11 protein-coding genes are annotated in these 16,407 nt (G+C 68.5%); 3 read left to right on the forward strand and 8 right to left on the reverse strand.

From position 1 onward, the window contains the following. The first annotated feature begins 6 nt into the window (after window positions 1-6). The 3 genes from FZ029_RS08055 to galE all read left to right on the forward strand — a co-directional run bounded on the left by FZ029_RS08055 (window position 7) and on the right by galE (window position 5,539). Complete coding sequence (locus tag FZ029_RS08055) at window positions 7-1,902, forward strand: hypothetical protein (protein WP_149268781.1); 1,896 nt, start codon at window positions 7-9, stop codon at window positions 1,900-1,902. Between the two features lie 87 nt (window positions 1,903-1,989). After that, window positions 1,990-4,317, forward strand: coding sequence for a hypothetical protein (locus tag FZ029_RS08060; RefSeq protein WP_149268782.1), 2,328 nt, complete (start codon window positions 1,990-1,992; stop codon window positions 4,315-4,317). A 199-nt stretch (window positions 4,318-4,516) separates the two neighbouring features. Continuing rightward, complete coding sequence (gene galE, locus FZ029_RS08065; RefSeq protein WP_149268783.1) at window positions 4,517-5,539, forward strand: UDP-glucose 4-epimerase GalE; 1,023 nt, start codon at window positions 4,517-4,519, stop codon at window positions 5,537-5,539. A 6-nt stretch (window positions 5,540-5,545) separates the two neighbouring features. On the opposite strand, the gene FZ029_RS08070 is transcribed toward galE, so the two are convergent. The 8 genes from FZ029_RS08070 to FZ029_RS08105 all read right to left on the reverse strand — a co-directional run bounded on the left by FZ029_RS08070 (window position 5,546) and on the right by FZ029_RS08105 (window position 15,932). Then, on the reverse strand, window positions 5,546-6,502 hold the full coding sequence (locus FZ029_RS08070; RefSeq protein ID WP_149268784.1) for a UDP-glucuronic acid decarboxylase family protein: 957 nt from the start codon (window positions 6,500-6,502) through the stop codon (window positions 5,546-5,548). A 29-nt stretch (window positions 6,503-6,531) separates the two neighbouring features. Next, window positions 6,532-7,395 carry a glucose-1-phosphate thymidylyltransferase RfbA gene (rfbA, locus tag FZ029_RS08075; RefSeq protein ID WP_149268785.1) on the reverse strand — a complete coding sequence of 288 codons (864 nt, stop codon included), beginning with the start codon at window positions 7,393-7,395 and terminating at the stop codon, window positions 6,532-6,534. Window positions 7,396-7,406: 11 nt separating this feature from the next. Continuing rightward, window positions 7,407-8,297, reverse strand: coding sequence for a dTDP-4-dehydrorhamnose reductase (gene rfbD / locus FZ029_RS08080; protein ID WP_149268786.1), 891 nt, complete (start codon window positions 8,295-8,297; stop codon window positions 7,407-7,409). Continuing rightward, complete coding sequence (gene rfbB / locus FZ029_RS08085; RefSeq protein ID WP_149268787.1) at window positions 8,294-9,361, reverse strand: dTDP-glucose 4,6-dehydratase; 1,068 nt, start codon at window positions 9,359-9,361, stop codon at window positions 8,294-8,296. Before rfbB ends, rfbD begins: the two co-directional genes overlap by 4 nt. A gap of 73 nt (window positions 9,362-9,434) precedes the next feature. Next, window positions 9,435-9,986: a dTDP-4-dehydrorhamnose 3,5-epimerase gene (rfbC, locus tag FZ029_RS08090; protein ID WP_149268788.1), complete on the reverse strand. Its 552-nt coding sequence runs from the start codon at window positions 9,984-9,986 to the stop codon at window positions 9,435-9,437. Between the two features lie 3 nt (window positions 9,987-9,989). Continuing rightward, the gene (locus FZ029_RS08095; RefSeq protein ID WP_211104120.1) at window positions 9,990-13,427 is read right to left on the reverse strand and encodes a glycosyltransferase; all 3,438 of its coding nucleotides are present in this window, start codon (window positions 13,425-13,427) and stop codon (window positions 9,990-9,992) included. Window positions 13,428-13,687: 260 nt separating this feature from the next. Continuing rightward, a complete protein-coding gene (locus tag FZ029_RS08100) occupies window positions 13,688-15,112 on the reverse strand; it encodes an ABC transporter ATP-binding protein (protein WP_149268790.1) in 1,425 nt (474 codons plus the stop codon). After that, window positions 15,102-15,932 carry an ABC transporter permease gene (locus FZ029_RS08105; RefSeq protein WP_149268791.1) on the reverse strand — a complete coding sequence of 277 codons (831 nt, stop codon included), beginning with the start codon at window positions 15,930-15,932 and terminating at the stop codon, window positions 15,102-15,104. The genes FZ029_RS08100 and FZ029_RS08105 overlap by 11 nt, the downstream gene beginning before the upstream one ends. Window positions 15,933-16,407: the final 475 nt, after the last annotated feature.

The following is a 16,407-nucleotide window of genomic DNA, read 5'->3' on the forward strand; positions in this document are numbered from 1 at the left end:
TCCTGGATGTTCGCCTATGGCCTGACCATCCTGCTCTTCACTTGGCTGATGGCCAACCTGCCGCTGGTGGCGATCCCGGAGGCGGCCTATGACGACGCCCTGTTCGTCCGGCAGGCGGTGAACCTGCTGGCCGGACGCTGGCTCGGCGACTACGACAACCTCACCCTGGCGAAGGGGCCCTTCTACCCGGTGTGGATCGCCGTCGGCTGGCTGGCCGGCCTGCCGATCCTGGTGTCGCAGGGACTGGCCTACGCCCTGGCCTGTCTGGTGCTGGTCCGCGGCGTGCGGGGCTGGCTGCCGGCGGGGCGGACGGGGGAAGCGGTGGCCTTCGGCCTGTTCCTGCTTCTGCTCTTCAACCCGATGACCTACGGCGTCGGCCAGATGCGGGTGATGCGCGAGGGGATCTATGTCCCGCTGACCATCCTGCTGTTCGGGCTCGGTGTCTGGTGGTTCCGCTGGCAGAGCCGCGGGCTGCCGCGCCGCGCCCTTCTGGCCGGCGCGATGGGCGGGGTGCTCGGCCTGTTCTGGTGCACGCGCGAGGAGGGGTTGTGGGTGCTGCCGGCCTTCGCCGCCGGCTTCGGGCTGCTTTTGCTGACGCGCCTGCTGGCGGAGGGGCCGGACGGGCGCCTGCGCCTCGCTGGAATGGGGGCCGGGAAGGGGCCCGGGAAGGGGATGGCCCGGACGGTCGCCGCGCTGGTGGCGGAAACCGGACTGGCCGGTCTGGCGGCCGGCGCCGCCCTGCTGGTGATCGGCGGCTTCGGCTGGATGAACCAGCGCCATTACGGCGTCTCCGACGTCGTGGAGTTCAAGCAGCAGGAGTTCATGGCCGCCTACGGGTCGCTGTCGCGGGTGCGGCACCGCACGCCCTGGGTCCCCTATGTCGTGATCCCGCGCGAGGTGCTGGAGCGCGTCTATCCCGTCAGCCCGGCCGCGGCGGAGTTGCGCCCCTATTTCGACGGCGCCGCTCCGGACGGGCTGGAGCAGGTCGGCTGCGCCACCTACGGCGTCACGCCTTGCGACGGCGAGATCCGCGCCGGCTGGTTCATGTGGGCGCTGCGCGACGCCACCGCGCAGGCCGGCCATTACCGCACCGCCACCGAGGCGAAGGACTTCTACCGCCGCATGGCCGGGGAGATCGGCGCCGCCTGCGACGACGGCCGGCTGGACTGCCTGCCGCCGCGGGCGACCATGGTCCCGCCCTTCCGGACCGATTACGTCTGGCCGACCCTGAGCGCAGCGGCGCGGATGGTCGGCTTCCTGGCGACGATGGAAAGCTCCGGCGTGCCGCGCCCGGCCATGTCCTGCACCGTCGACGATTGCGGGCAGAGTCCCGGCCGCGCGGTCTTCCTGGACATGGTCCGTTCGCCCCTGTTCACCCATGCGCCCTGGCTGCTTGCCTCCACCGATTTCCAGCGCCGCAGCCAGGACGGCGGAACCCTGCCCTTCCAGCGCCGCGCCGCCATGGTCGCGAAGCTGCTGGATGGCGTCGCCGCGGCCTATCGCGCCGCCCTGCCGGTTCTGCTGGGCGCCGGCCTGATCGGCTACGCGGCGGCCCTGGTCGCCGCCGTCCGCCGCCGCCGCATCGACCCGCTGCTGCTGGCCGGCGGGGTCGCCGCCCTGCTGGTGCTGTCGCGGGTGGGTCTGCTGGCCGTTCTGGAGGCCACGGCGATCCCCAGCATGAACTCGCTCTACCTGTCGCCGGCCTATCCGATGCTGCTCCTGTTCGGCGCGATGGCCGTGCTGGGCGCCCTGAGGATGCTGGTCCACCGCCCGGCCTCCACCCCCATTCCGCTGGCGGCCCGGCCGCCGATCGGCGAACTGGTGCAGGAGGACACCCCGGCCGAATCCGCAGAAGCCGTCGCAGAAGCGCCGGCCGAAGCGGCCGGGGCCGGAAGGCCATAGCCCTTAGGAGGCTGTACCTCCGGGCGCGTTCTTTTTCTCCGGGGTTCGGGAAAGTTTGGGGCTTCTCAAGAAGGGGCCCCGATCGCCATGACCCCCAGCCGGTCCTCCATCTCCGTCCAGACCTCCACTCCGTCGCCGTCCCGCTACGCCCCGGCCGCTTCGTCAGCCGGCGGGGTGGGCGGGTTGTCCCTGCGGGGACTGTCCGTTTCCGCCGGGGGGCTGTTCGCCGCCGTCGTGCTGGCCCTGTCGGTGCTCTACGCGGCACTGGCCTGGACGCCCTCCTCCTACGGGGTGGCGCTGCGCCAGATGGGGGTGACGGAGGACAGCGGCCTCGTGCTCGGCAAGCCGCGCGACATCCGCAGCGACGAATGGGCGGTGTGGACGCCCTATCTCCAGATCGCGGTCGACAATGATTTCGCCCGCCACAACGCCCATTCGCCCTATCACGAGGATCTGCGCAACTTCAACGCCCTGCCCCTGCGGGACTGGGCGCTGCCCTTCAAGCCGCAATACTGGGCCTTCTTCCTGGTCGATCCGGCCCATGCCTTCGCCATCTACCATGCCGCCTTCATCGCCCTGTTCCTGATCGGCTATCAGCGGATGGGGCGGATGCTGGGGATGGCGCCGGGCATCTCGGTCTGCTTCTCGCTGCTCGCCTTCTTCGCCGGCTACACCCAATATGCCTGGACCACCACCGGGCCGCTGCTCGCCCTGTTCCCCTGGCTGCTGGTGACGCTGGCGGCGCCGCTGCGGCTGCCGGTGAAGGGGCTGCTGCTCTACTGGCTGGCGGCGGTGTGGCTGCTGTCGCATTTCTACCCGCCGGTGATCCTGTCGCTGGGCTTCGTCGGCGCCGTGCTGGTGCTGGCGCTGCGCCGCGACCTGCTGCGGTGGCCGCTGCTGGCGACGGCGGGGCTGGCCGCCGCCCTGGCCGCCGGCACCGTCTACGCCTATCTGGCCGAACCGCTGCAGGCGATGACCGCGACCGTCTATCCCGGCCAGCGGCACAGCGACGGCGGCAGCGGCGACTGGCGCATCTGGCTGTCGACCGTCCTGCCCTTCATCACCACCCGCGGCTTCGACAGCCTGATCGTCCACAACATCGTGGAGACCGGGGCGATCGGCAGCTATTGGCCGCTGCTGCTGCTGGTCTTCGCCGACTGGCGGCAGGGACTCGCCGGGGGAGCCGTCGATCGCGGCCGGCTGCTGACGGCCCTGGCGGTGCTGGGCGGCGGGCTGGCGCTGGTGTCGGCCTGGATGCTGCTGCCCATCCCGGCGGCGGTGGGGAAAATCCTGCTTTGGGACCGCGTCTTCCCGCCGCGCATGATCGTGGCGGTCGGCCTGCTGGCGCTGGTCGCCACCGCGCTGCTGGCCGGTTCGGTCCGCTGGCGGATCACGCCCCTGCGCGTCGCGCTGTTCACCGCCGCCGTTCTGGCGGCCTGGATGCTGTCCAAGCGCGCCGGCGGCGTGGCGCCCTGGTCCAGCCTGTTCGACGTGACGATCCTGCTGGTGCTGGCCGGCGGGCTGGCGCTGTGGCGTCTGATCCCGCTCCTGGGACTGCCGGCGCCGCGCACGGACATGGGCACGGGCACGCTGGTGGCAGGAATGGCGGTGGCGGCCAACCTGCTGACCTTCGGGCAGTTCAACCCGATCCAGTCGGCCAAGCCGATCTTCGACCGGCCGCAGACCGCGCTGACCGCCCGGCTGTCGGCCATGCAGGCGGCGCACCCCAAGGGCTGGCTGGTGGAGACGCTGCCGATCTTCACCGGGGCGGTGCTGGCCGGCTGGGGCTACAACTCCATCGCCCACACGCTGATCGCCCCCCATGCGGACTTCTTCCGCCCGCTCTTCCCCGACATGGCGGAGGACCGCTTTACCCAGGTCTTCAACCGCTACGCCCACATCATCCCGGACACGGTGACGGAGCCGGTCTCCCCCTATCCCGATCAGGTCCGGGTGCCCTGGTCGGCCCTGGATCCCAGGGCCGCGAATTCCGGCACTCCGGCGCGGGAGGCGAGCGTCCTTCCGGCCGATGCGGCCCCCGTCGGCGGGCCGTTCCCGACCGGCGGCAGCCTGGACGAGGTCCGGCTGGAGAACGGGCTGCTGCGCCTGCGCGGCTGGGCGCCCTGGACCGGCGTCCGTGCCACGCAGGGCGTCACGGTGGTGAGCGACGTGCCGCTGACCGTGGTGTCCCAGGGGCTGGAGCGCCGGCCCGACCTGCAGGCCGCTTTCCCCGCCGCCGACCGCGGACAGGCCGGCTTCACCCTCCTGCTGCGGCCGGCGGCGGCATCGGACCAGCCGCCGGTGCTGTGCGTGCTGGCCCGCGACACCGATGCCGGCACCATCGCCCTGGACGCCCCCCGTCCGGCGAATGACGGAGGGGAGCCGGACTGCCGCCGGCTGGGGCTGGCGCGGTGATGCGGCAGATGGCCCCGGGAGATGACCCGGGAGATGGCCGCGGAAGAATGTTGTGGTGACCCCGCATCGCTCACAACGGGGTAACGCGCGCCTCCCCCTCCCTCTCCGGAAGCCCTTGCCTTAAGCCGGAAAAACCCATGCCGGAGGCCGTGGACGCGCTACTTTCAGGCGGATGACGCCCAACGACGAAGAGCGGACCATGACCAGGAGCGACAACGCGACCGTGCTGGTGACCGGCGGCGCCGGCTATATCGGCTCCCATGTGGTGCTGGCGCTGCGCGACCAGGGACGCGCCGTCGTGGTGCTGGACGATCTGTCCACCGGCCGGCGCCAGGCGATCCCCGACGGCGTGCCCCTGGTCGAGGGCGACGTCGGCGACAAGGCGCTGCTGGCCGGGACCTTCGCCCGCCACGGCATCGGCACCGTGATGCATTTCGCCGGCAGCATCGTCGTGCCGGAATCGGTGGAGCGGCCGCTCGCCTACTACCGCAACAACACGGTGAAGAGCCACGCCCTGATCGAGGCCTGCGTCGAGGCCGGGATCGGCCGCTTCATCTTCTCCTCCACCGCCGCCGTCTACGGCATGCCCGACCGGCTGCCGATCGACGAGCAGACGCCGACCAGCCCGATCAACCCCTACGGCTCCTCCAAGCTGATGACGGAATGGATGCTGCGCGACAGCGCCGCGGCCCATCCGCTGCGCTACGTCGCGCTCCGCTATTTCAACGTCGCCGGGGCCGACCCGCAGGGCCGTTCCGGACAGGTCTCGAAGGTCGCCACCCACCTGATCAAGATCGCCGCACAGACCGTCACCGGCCAGCGGGCGGAGCTGCAGATCTTCGGCGACGACTACGACACGGCGGACGGCACCTGCGTGCGCGACTACATCCATGTCAGCGACCTCGCCGACGCCCATGTCGCGGCGCTCCGCCATCTGGAGGCGGACGGCACGTCGGAGGTGCTGAACTGCGGCTACGGCCGCGGTTATTCGGTGCGCGAGGTGCTGTCGATGGTGGAGCGGGTGACCGGCAAGCCGCTGCCGATGCGCATCGGCCCGCGCCGCGCCGGCGATCCCCCGGCCCTGGTGGCGGGCGTGGAGCGGATCGGCCGGACGCTCGACTGGACCCCGCGCCACGCCGACCTGGAAACCATCGTCGCCTCGGCGCTCGCCTGGGAGGAGCGGCTTATGATTCCCTCTCCCCGGGGGGAGAGGGGGGAATAGATCCCCTCACCCGAAGAACCGCCCGCGGAAATAGGCGATGGTGCGGGCCAGCCCCTCGTCCAGCGGCACGGCCGGTTCCCAGTCCATCAGCGCGCGGGCCTTGGCAATGTCGGGCCGGCGCTGCTTGGGGTCGTCCTGCGGCAGCGGCTTGTGCTCGATCGTCGAGGACGAGCGGGTCAGGCGGATCACCTTCTCCGCCAGTTCCAGCATGGTGAACTCGCCGGGATTGCCCAGGTTGATCGGCCCGGTGATGCCCGCCGGCGTGTCCATGAAGCGCAGGAAGCCTTCGATCAGGTCGTCGACATAGCAGAAGGAGCGCGTCTGCTGGCCGTCGCCGTAGATGGTGATCGGCTCGCCCTTCAGCGCCTGGATGATGAAGTTCGACACCACGCGCCCGTCGCTGGGGTGCATGCGCGGGCCGTAGGTGTTGAAGATGCGGATGACCTTGATGTCCAGCCTGTGCTGGCGGTGATAGTCGAAGAACAGCGTCTCGGCGCAGCGCTTGCCCTCGTCATAGCAGGCGCGCGGGCCGATGGTGTTCACGTTGCCCCAATATTCCTCGGGCTGCGGATGCACCGCCGGGTCGCCGTAGACCTCCGAGGTCGAGGCCTGCATGATCCGCGCGTGCACCCGCTTGGCCAGCCCCAGCATGTTGATGGCGCCGATGACCGAGGTCTTGGTCGTCTGCACCGGATCGTGCTGGTAATGGATCGGCGAGGCCGGACAGGCGAGGTTGTAGATCTCGTCGACCTCGACATAGAGCGGAAACGTCACGTCGTGGCGCATCAGCTCGAAATGCGGGTTGTTCAGCAGGTGCAGGACGTTGTCGCGGCTGCCGGTGAAGAAGTTGTCGACGCACAGCACGTCGTTCCCGGCCGCCAGCAGCCGGTCGCACAGATGGGAACCCAGGAAGCCGGCGCCGCCGGTGACGAGGACACGCTTTCGGTTGGTCAGGGCCTGCATGGCTTCCTTTCTGCCCGGTTGGAACGGCGTCAGCCGAGCAGCCCAAGCAGGTAGCGCCCGTAGTCGTTCTTCTTCAGCGGCTCGGCCAGGCGGCGCACCTGTTCGGCGTCGATCCAGCCGGAGGTGTAGGCGATCTCCTCCGGGCAGGCGATCTGCAGGCCCTGGCGGTGCTGGATGGTGCGGACGAACTCCGCCGCCTCCAGCAGGCTGTCGTGGGTACCGGTGTCGAACCAGCCGTAACCGCGGCCCATCTGCTCGACCGACAGCCGGCCCTGATCCAGATAGGCGGCGTTGACGGACGTGATCTCCAGCTCGCCTCTGGCCGACGGCTTCACCGCGGCGGCGATGTCCAGCACGTCGTTGTCGTAGAAATAGAGCCCCGTCACCGCCCATTTGGAGCGCGGCGCGACCGGCTTCTCCTCGATGCTCAGCGCCCGGCCTTCGCCGTCGAACTCCACCACGCCGTAGCGTTCGGGGTCGCGCACGGCATAGGCGAAGACGCTGGCGCCCTCGGTCTTCTCGCCGGCGGCGCGCAGGATGTTGGTCAGGCCGTGGCCGTAGAAGATGTTGTCGCCGAGAACCAGGGCGCAAGCATCGTTGCCGACGAACTCGCGGCCGATGATGAAGGCCTGGGCCAGCCCGTCGGGCGAGGGCTGGATCGCGTAGGTCAGGTTCAGGCCCCACTGCGACCCGTCGCCCAGCACCGTCTGGAACAGCGGCTGGTCGTGCGGGGTGGTGATGACCAGGATGTCGCGGATGCCCGCCAGCATCAGGGTGCTCAGCGGGAAATAGATCATCGGCTTGTCGTAGATCGGCAGCAGCTGCTTGCTGATCGCCCGGGTCACCGGGTAGAGCCGGGTGCCGGACCCGCCGGCCAGGATGATGCCCTTCATGGTCCTCGTCCTCACGCCTGCGGCGGGTTGGTGAACAGCTCGTCGATCACGCGGTCAACGCTCTCCCGCCACGGCGGGCAGGCGACGCCGAGCCGCTCCCTGGCGCGGCTGCAGTCCAGCCGCGAATTGGCCGGGCGGCGCGCCGGGGTCGGATAGTCGGCCGTGCCGATGGCGGTCAGGCGCGGCCGCTTGCCGGTGCGCTCCTCCAGCCGCCGGAAGATATGGTCGGCGAAATCATGCCAGGTGGTATAGCCGCTGCCGGTCAGGTGGTAGGTGCCCCAGGCGGCGGCGCCGGTCTTCTCAATCGTCCCGGCGATCTGCACGATGGCGGCGGCGAGGTCGGCGGCGGCGGTGGGGGAGCCGTGCTGGTCGGCGACCACCCGCATCTCCTCGCGCTCCTTGCCGAAGCGCAGCATCGTCTTGACGAAGTTGTTGCCGTAGGCGCTGTAGACCCAGGAGGTGCGCAGGATGACGTGATGCGGCGTCGCCGCCCGCACCGCCTCCTCGCCCGCCGCCTTGCTGGCGCCATAGACGCCCAGCGGGTTGATCGGGTCGTCCTCGGTATAGATGCCGTCCTTCGTCCCGTCGAACACATAGTCGGTCGACACATGGACGAAGGGGATGCCGCGCGCGGCGCAGGCCGCCGCCATGGCGCCCGGCCCGTCGCGGTTGATGGCGAAGGACAGGTCGACCTCGCTCTCGGCCTTGTCGACGGCGGTGTGGGCGGTGGCGTTGACCAGCAGGTCCGGCGCGTGGGTGGCGACCGCCTTCTCCACGTCGCCCGGCCGGGTCACGTCGAACTCGGGATAGGGCAGGCCCACCACATCGGTGCCCGGCGCCCAGTTGGCCCGCATCAGCTCGAAGCCGAGCTGGCCGTTGCTGCCGAGAACCAGGACCTTCACGACGCTGCTCCTTCTTCGGTCAGACCAAGGCGTTCGCCGCGGTAGGAGCCGTTCAGGATGGCCTGCCACCAGTCGCGGTTCTCCAGATACCAGGCGACGGTCTTGCGCAGGCCGCTCTCGAAGGTCTCCTGCGGGGTCCAGCCCAGCTCGCGCTCGATCTTGCCGGCGTCGATGGCATAGCGCTTGTCGTGGCCGGGACGGTCGGTGACGAAGCTGATCAGGCGGTCGTGCGGGGCGCCGGCCGGGTGCATCTCGTCCAGATGCGCGCAGATGGCGCGGACGACCTCCAGGTTGGTGCGCTCGTTGTGGCCGCCGATGTTGTAGCTCTCGCCGATCCGGCCCTTCTCCAGCACCAGCCGCAGGGCGCGGGCATGGTCCTCGACATAGAGCCAGTCGCGGATGTTGTCGCCCTTGCCGTAGACCGGCAGCTTCTCGCCCGCCAGACCCTTGAGGATCATCAGCGGGATCAGCTTCTCCGGGAAATGGTAGGGGCCGTAATTGTTGGAGCAGTTGGTCAGCACCACCGGCAGCCCGTAGGTCTCGTGCCAGGCGCGGACCAGATGGTCGCTCGACGCCTTGCTGGCCGAATAGGGCGAGTTGGGGCTGTAGGCGGTGGTCTCGGTGAAGAAGCCGTCGTCGCCCAGCGTGCCGAACACCTCGTCGGTCGAGATGTGATGGAAGCGGAAGCGCTCCTTGCGCTCCGCCGGCAGCGCCGACCAGTAGCCGCGCGCCGCTTCCAGCAGGCGGAAGGTGCCGACGACGTTGGTCTGGATGAACTCGCCCGGCCCGTCGATCGAGCGGTCGACATGGGATTCGGCGGCCAGATGCATCACCGCGTCGGGCTGGTGGGTGTCGAACACCCGTCTCAGCTCGGCGGCGTCGCAGATGTCGACCTTCTCGAAGGCGTAGCGGGGATTGCCCTCGGCGCCCGGCAAGGAGGACAGGTTGGCCGCGTAGGTCAGCTTGTCGACATTGACGACGAAGGCGTCGGTTTCGGCGAGAAGCTGGCGGACCACCGCCGAGCCGATGAAACCGGCGCCGCCGGTGACGAGAATGCGCGTCATCAAACCACCTTACCGCCAAAAACGGGGCCGCACGCCCCACCGGGCAAAAAAGAGCCGAAATCCAATAGCGCCGTCAGAACCAGTCGCCAAGCTGGGCGAAGGTCGGATGCTTGTGATCCTTGTCCGACAGCTGCGCCTTGTCCGCCGACACCGGCCAGTCGATGCCCAGTTCCGGATCGTTCCACAGCAGGCCGCGGTCATGCTCGGGCGAATAATAGTTGGTCACCTTGTAGATGACCTCGGTGTCCGGCTCCAGCGTGCAGAAGCCGTGGGCGAAGCCGATCGGCACCAGGATCTGGTTCCATTCCGCCGCGCTGATCACCGCGCTGACATGCCGGCCGAAGGTGGGGGAGCCTTTGCGGATGTCGACCGCCACGTCCAGGATGGCGCCGCGCACCACCCGCACCAGCTTGTCCTGGGCGAAGGGCGGCAGCTGGAAATGCAGGCCGCGCACCGTGCCGACCTCGGCCGACAGCGACTGGTTGTCCTGGACGAAGTCGTAATGCAGCCCGGCCGCCTCGAACGTCTTCTTGGTGTAGGTCTCCGAGAAGAAGCCGCGATGGTCGCCGAACTTCTTCGGGCGGATGATCTTAACGTCGGGAATGTCGAGGGAGACGACGTCCATGGCTCAGATGCTTTCCTTCTGAAGCTCTTTGCGGGCCGCCGGCTGCTCCTTGCGCAGCCAGGGCCTGACCGTGCGCGGCGGGAAGGCCAGACCGAAGTCGGACGCATCCAGGGTCAGGTTCGGGTTGTAGAAGGGATCCTCGATCAGCGACCGGCCCCAGCGTTCCTGCATGTAGGCGATCTCGCGCTTGAAGCGGGCGATCTTGTCGGGCGCCATGTCCGACCCGCGCGAGGCCGATTCCAGGTGGTACAGCTCGGCATGCGGCGTCCACACCAGGAAATAGCCGGCGTCGCGGATCTTGAGGCAGAGATCGACGTCGTTGAAGGCGACGGCCAGATGCTCATCGTTCAGCCCGCCGACCTCCTCGAACACCGCCTTGCGCATGACCAGGCAGGCGGCGGTGACGCAGGACATGTTCTGCGTCAGCATCAGCCGGGCGAAATGGCCGGGATGCTCGCGGGCGAAATGCTTGTGGATGTGATTGGCCACCCCGTTGATGCCGGTGATGACGCCGGCATGCTGGATGGTGTCGTCGCCGTAATAGAGCTTGGCGCCGACCGCTCCCACCTCCGGCCGCAGGGCATGGGCGACCATCTCGGTCAACCAGCCCGGATGGATCACCTTGATGTCGTTGTTGATCAGGCCGATCAACTCACCCTGCGCCGCGCGCACGCCGAAATTGTTGATGGCGGAGAAGTTGAAGGGGCCGTCATAGCGCAGCACCCGCACCCGCTCGCGCCCCTGCAGCGAGGCGAAGTAGTCGAGCGTCTCCTTCTCCTCGCTGTTGTTGTCGAGGACGATGACTTCCAGGTTGGGATAGTCGGTCTCGGTCAGCAGCCCTTCGACGCACTGGCGCAGCAGGTCGACCTTGTCGCGGGTCGGCACCAGCAGCGAGACCAGCGGCGCCGGTTCCGGCACCGGATAGACGGTGCGGGTGTACCATTCGGCCCCCGGCGCCGGCTCCACCCGCACCGGCTGGCCGGTGCGCTGGAAATGATCCTGCAATGCCCGGCGCGCCGCGTCGGTGGCCGTCGGCAGCGCCACGGTCGAGAAGGAGGAGGAGGCGGAGAACACCCGCCAGTGATAGAGGATCATCGGGATGTGGCGGATGCGCGGCGCCGTGGTCTTCTCCACCGCGCGCAACACCAGATCGTAATCCTGGCTGCCCTCGTAGCCGACGCGGAAGCCGCCGATCTCCACCAGCAGGCTGCGGCGGAACACGCCCAGATGGCTGACCATGTTCTGGCCGTGGAACAGGTCGGGGTTCCAGTCGGTCTTGAAATAGGGGTCGTAGCGCCGGCCGTTCTCGTCGATCTTGTCCTCGTCGGAATAGATCACGTCGGCGTCCGGGTGCCGCTCGATCTCCTCCGCCACCATGTAGAGGGCGTGCGGCGGGAGTTCGTCGTCATGGTCCATCAGGGCGACGAACTCGCCCGAGGCCAGCTCCAGCGCGCTGTTGCTGGCCGCCGAGATGTGGCCGTTCGCCTCGCGCCGCATCGTCTTGATCCGGGGGTCGCGCGCGGCATACTCCGCCAGCACCGCCGCCACATGCGGGGCGGTGGAGGCGTCGTCGGCGATGCACAGCTCCCAATGCGGGTAGAGCTGGGCCAGCACCGTGTCGAGCGCGCGGCGCAGATAGGGTTCCGGCGTGTTGTAGACCGGCATGACCACGGAGATCAGCGGCCGCCGCGCCATCCGGCCGATGGCCTCGGTGATCGACTGGCGGTCGAAGGGAGTCAGCGTATCGTAGAGGCGGATCCAGCTCTCGTAATCGGTAACCAGCGTGTTCGGCTGCAGATCCTGCAGCAGCTTGTGCTTGGTCGCCGCCAGACCGTGCTGGCGCAGGTAGGTCAGCCCGCGGAAGGCCTGGCCCTGATAGGTCTTCAGCGCCCGCTGCAGGACCTGGAGCTTGCCGATCTCCTCGACCGTCACGTCCTCCAGCCGGAAGCGTGCCGGTCGGTCGGTCGGGTCGAGCCGCAGGGCTTTGGTCTCGTAGGGCAGCAGCACCAGGGCTTCCGCCTCGCCGTCGACCACCGGCGGCAGCCGCAGCATGCCGCCCTCGCCGAAGCCGGCGCCGCAATCGATGTAGAGCACCGGGGCCAGCGGCACCGTGGCGTCGGCGACGCGATAGCGGATGATGCACCAACCGGCCGGGCAGCGGCCCTGGTCCGAGACCAGCCGGAAGGCGGGATCGACCCCCAGCGTCTCGAAACGGCCATCCTCCAGCCGGACGACGTCGTGGAACGGCTCCAGGGCGATGGCGTGGCGGCGCGAGCGGTGGAAGCGGCGCAGCTCGGTCGTCAGCCGGCCGAGCTTGCGCACCGGGGCGGAGACCTTCCAGGAGGTGGAATTGACCAGGGAGTGGATATGCTGGTCGCGGGCGCGCACCACCCCGTGCAGCTCGTCGTTGGCGGTGCGCAGCCGCGCGGCCTCGGCATGGGCCTCCTCCAGGCTGCGGCGCAGTGCGTCGCCTTCGTCCTGCAGCGCGGCAATCCGTCCGTTCAGCTGCCCGATCTCGCCGCCCAGTTCGATGATGTGCGCATCGCGGCCGGCGATCCACTCCTGCAGGGTGGCGATCGACTCGTTGCGCTCGGCCACCGTGGTCATCAGACCGCGGATCTCGTCCACCCGGTTGCGGACGTCCTGATGCAGACCGGCGATGTCCTGCTCCAGCCCCAGGATCCGGCGGGCGCGTTCCTGCGCCTGCTGGGTCTCGATGACGCCGCTGCCCAGCCGGTCGAAGAAGGCGCGGATCTGCTGGGCGGTCTGGCCGTCGCGGCCCGCCTCGAACAGCCAGCGGATCTCGTCGGGCAGATCGTCGCCGACCGCCAGCACGCCGAGCCCGTTGGAATGCAGGAAGCCGAAGGACGGGTAGCGGGCGGTCAGCTCCTCCCACAGCTTCCAGACGCCGAAATCGCCCTTGCGGACGTTGATGTCGTGGAACAGCACGACGCCGCGACCGCTCATCTTCGGCAGCCACGTCTCGAAATCGTGGCGCACCGCCTCGTAGGTGTGCAGACCGTCGATGTGCAGCAGGTCGACGCTGGCGTCGGCGAAATGGACGACCGCCTCGTCGAAGGTCATCCGCATCATGCGGGAGAAGGCGGCGTAGCGCGGGTCATGGAAGTCGGCGAGCGTCTGGTAGACCTCGTCGCCGTAATAGCCCGCCTGCGGGTCGCCCTGCCAGGTGTCGACCGCGAAGCAGGCGGTGCCGGTCCCGAGCTGCTTCACCGCCTGGCAGAAGGTCGAATAGGAATTGCCGGTGTGGGTCCCCAGCTCGACGAAGGTCCGCGGGCGCAGCGCCTCGGTGATCCACAGCGCGAAAGGCGTGTGGCCGAGCCAGGACGGCGGGGCGACGATGAGGTCGGGGGTGAGAAAGCTGATCGGCCGGCAGAGGCGATGGAGAGTATCGGAACCTGCGTCCTGCAAAAACGAATCCACCTGTCGCCTCTTGTTTTGCCTGCCTCCGCACCGGGATCGTTCCGGGCTTTCGGCCGCTGCTTCGATCCTATCGCCAAGTCAGGGCATCCGGTCTGCGGGCACCGGACGGCCCTGTCACAGCCGCCGACACACATACGCTGACACCCCGGCGGAATGCAAGCCGCTGCCCCCGGACCGCCTGGTGGGGGGCCACAATAGCCGGGGGTGCGGTTTTCCTGCCTCACTCCGGGGGCATGGGCGGGGGTATGGGCGGGCCGTCCCTATTTTGTCGCAGGGACGGCGCGGGGGGTGGAGGCCCCCTCCGCCTCCAGTGTGATCGCCAGCATCGGCATGCCGACCAGCCCGCGGACGACATGGCTGGCGTGGACCTTGAAGAACAGCGCGTCCTCGACCCAATGGTGCTGGACGTGATCGTTCTGCGTGCCCTCGGCGAGCGCCACGGTGATGGAGAAGTCGCCGCTGGGCAGGTAGGGCATCTGGAAGCGGAAGCGGGCGGCGAAGTCCTGCCCGGCCGGGATGGTGACGGGGTCGAGCTGGTAGCTGAGGAAGGTGTTGTCGCCGAACAGGTTCTGGCCCAGCTTGTCCTTGACGTAGAAGCCGACGATGGGGCGGTGGACCTGCTGGTCGGCCCGGCAGTCCACCTTCAGCACGATGACCTCGCCGCCCTCCAGCACGCTGAGCGGATGCTCCTCGGCATCCAGGATCGAGACGTTGGTGATGGTGGCGCCGCGGTTGCCGAACCAGGGGCCGCTGTCGTTGAAGTCGAACAGCTCGATGGCGTTGCGATGCTGGGATGCCTTCAGCAACTCGGCGCGGGCGTCCTCCACCGGCTCCTCGCGCTTGGCCTGGGGCAGCGCCTGCCGCGCCCCGCCGATGCGGAAGCCGCGCGAGGTGTCCTGGTCGCTGTAGAGCGCCGCCAGATAGTCGTGGCAGACCTCCTTGGCCGGGCCGATCGCCCGCACCGACCCGTTGTCCAGCCACACCACCCGGTCGCACAGGTTCACCACCTGACCCGTGTCGTGCGACACGAAGAACAGGGTGCCGCGCTCCTTGAAGCGGTGGATGAAGCGCATGCATTTCTGGGTGAAGGAGGCGTCGCCGACCGCCAGGATCTCGTCGACGATCATGATGTCGGCGTCGACATGCGCCGCCACCGCGAAGGCGAGGCGGGCGTACATGCCGCTGGAATAGAGCTTCACCGGCTGTTCGATGAAGTCGCCGATGCCCGCGAACTCGGCGATTGAGTCGTAGCGCTGGGCGATCTGCTCGTTCGACAACCCCAGCACCGAGGCCGCGAGATAGACGTTCTCGCGCCCGGTGAATTCGGGATTGAAACCGGCGCCCAGCTCCAGCAGCGCCGCGATGCGGCCATCGACCACGATGCGGCCCGAGGTCGGCGTCAGCGTGCCGCAGAGCAGCTGCAGGAAGGTCGATTTGCCCGAGCCGTTGCGGCCGATCAGCCCGACCGTCTCGCCGCGGCGGACCTCCAGGTCGACGCCGCGCAGCGCCCAGTACTCGTCGTAATATTTGCGCCGGCCGCGCACCAGCATCTGCTTCAGCCGGTCCTGCGGGCGCTTGAAGATGGCGTAGGCCTTGCCCAGCCCCTCCGCCCGGATGACCACAGGGGCATCGGCGTGGGGATCGGCGGCGGTATCGGCGGCGGGAGTCTCGGTCTCAGACGACATCGGCGAACCCCCGGCGGGTCTTCATGAACCAGAGATAGCCGAGCCAGGCCACCACCCAGGCGCCCAGCGTCGCCAGTCCCCACTCCACCGGCGACGGGACGCGGCCCCAGAACAGCAGGTCCTTCGACTGCTCCAGGATCGCGGTCATCGGGTTCAGGTGCAGGATGGCGCGGAAGCGCTCGGGGATCGCGGTCATCGGATAGAAGATCGGGCTGAGGAACATCAGCACGGTGACGGCCACCCCCACCACCTGCCGCAGGTCGCGCAGGAACACGCCGGCGGCGGCGAAGAACCAGCTCAGCCCCAGCGTGGTCAGGCAGAGCGGCGCCAGCACCAGCGGCAGCAGCAGCGCCGTCGGCGGCGGGAGCCCCGCCACGGCGAGGTGGAAGACCAGCAGGATGACGAAGCCGATGCCGGCGTTGAACAGCGCGACCGCCAGCGACACCAGCGGCAGGATCTCCAGCGGGAAGACCACCTTCTTGATGTAGCTGATGTTCTCCAGCAGCAGCCCGGGCGCCCGGTTCAGGCATTCGCCCAGCACGTTGAACAGGATCAGGCCGGAGAACAGCAGCAGGGCGAATTCGGTGTTGCTCTCCCCCGCCGCTCCGCTGGGCGTGCCCCAGCGCGCGCGGAACACCACCGAGAAGACGAAGGTGTAGACCGCCAGCATCAGGATCGGATTCAGCACCGCCCAGACGATGCCCAGCACGGACCCGCGATAGCGGGCGTCGATCTCCCGCCGGGCCAGCCGCAGGATCAGCGACCTGTGGTGCCAGGCGGTCTGGAAAAGGGCAAAGGGACCGGCGCCGAAACCCGCCACCTTAGGGTTTCCCGACTGAGAGTTGAACAATTTAGAGTATTCCCCGTCTGCGGCCGGCCGACCATAACCCCCGCCCCGGCGGCGTTCAAGCGAAAGCATCCCCCGGCACCGGAGGGGCGGCAGAGGGAATGGCTGGCCGGGTGGACCCTCCTGAAAAAGAACAGGAGGGGGAACGGACCTTTGGTTTCCCCCGTTTACCCGAAAGATCGGGGAGGTGGTGACTCTGTCCAGGGATTTCCGTTATCACGAAAGAAAATTTTACAGTAAACATTCGGAGCGTCGGCACTGTTCGAGCTAATGCCACGGGAAGTGCCGGAGTTCCGCGTCCTATGCGTATCAGTAAACTTCAAGTCGAAATCAAACGTGACTTTCCTATACGCAGGATAGGGACATGCCTTGTCATGAGATTGCTATCCGATGCGCGATCCACCATTGGGGGTCGCAACGGTAATTTTATAAGCCCATGGGGTTAGAT

The sequence above is a fragment of the Azospirillum sp. Sh1 genome (assembly GCF_008365135.1).
Lineage (GTDB): Bacteria > Pseudomonadota > Alphaproteobacteria > Azospirillales > Azospirillaceae > Azospirillum > Azospirillum oryzae.

What these genes read in the sequence shown, in the direction of transcription:
- FZ029_RS08055 (WP_149268781.1), top strand. Translation starts at nt 7, where the DNA reads ATGTTCGCCTATGGCCTGACCATCCTGCTCTTCACTTGGCTGATGGCC.
- FZ029_RS08060 (WP_149268782.1), top strand. Translation starts at nt 1,990, where the DNA reads ATGACCCCCAGCCGGTCCTCCATCTCCGTCCAGACCTCCACTCCGTCG.
- galE (WP_149268783.1), top strand. Translation starts at nt 4,517, where the DNA reads ATGACCAGGAGCGACAACGCGACCGTGCTGGTGACCGGCGGCGCCGGC.
- FZ029_RS08070 (WP_149268784.1), bottom strand. Translation starts at nt 6,502, where the DNA reads ATGCAGGCCCTGACCAACCGAAAGCGTGTCCTCGTCACCGGCGGCGCC.
- rfbA (WP_149268785.1), bottom strand. Translation starts at nt 7,395, where the DNA reads ATGAAGGGCATCATCCTGGCCGGCGGGTCCGGCACCCGGCTCTACCCG.
- rfbB (WP_149268787.1), bottom strand. Translation starts at nt 9,361, where the DNA reads ATGACGCGCATTCTCGTCACCGGCGGCGCCGGTTTCATCGGCTCGGCG.
- rfbC (WP_149268788.1), bottom strand. Translation starts at nt 9,986, where the DNA reads ATGGACGTCGTCTCCCTCGACATTCCCGACGTTAAGATCATCCGCCCG.
- FZ029_RS08100 (WP_149268790.1), bottom strand. Translation starts at nt 15,112, where the DNA reads ATGTCGTCTGAGACCGAGACTCCCGCCGCCGATACCGCCGCCGATCCC.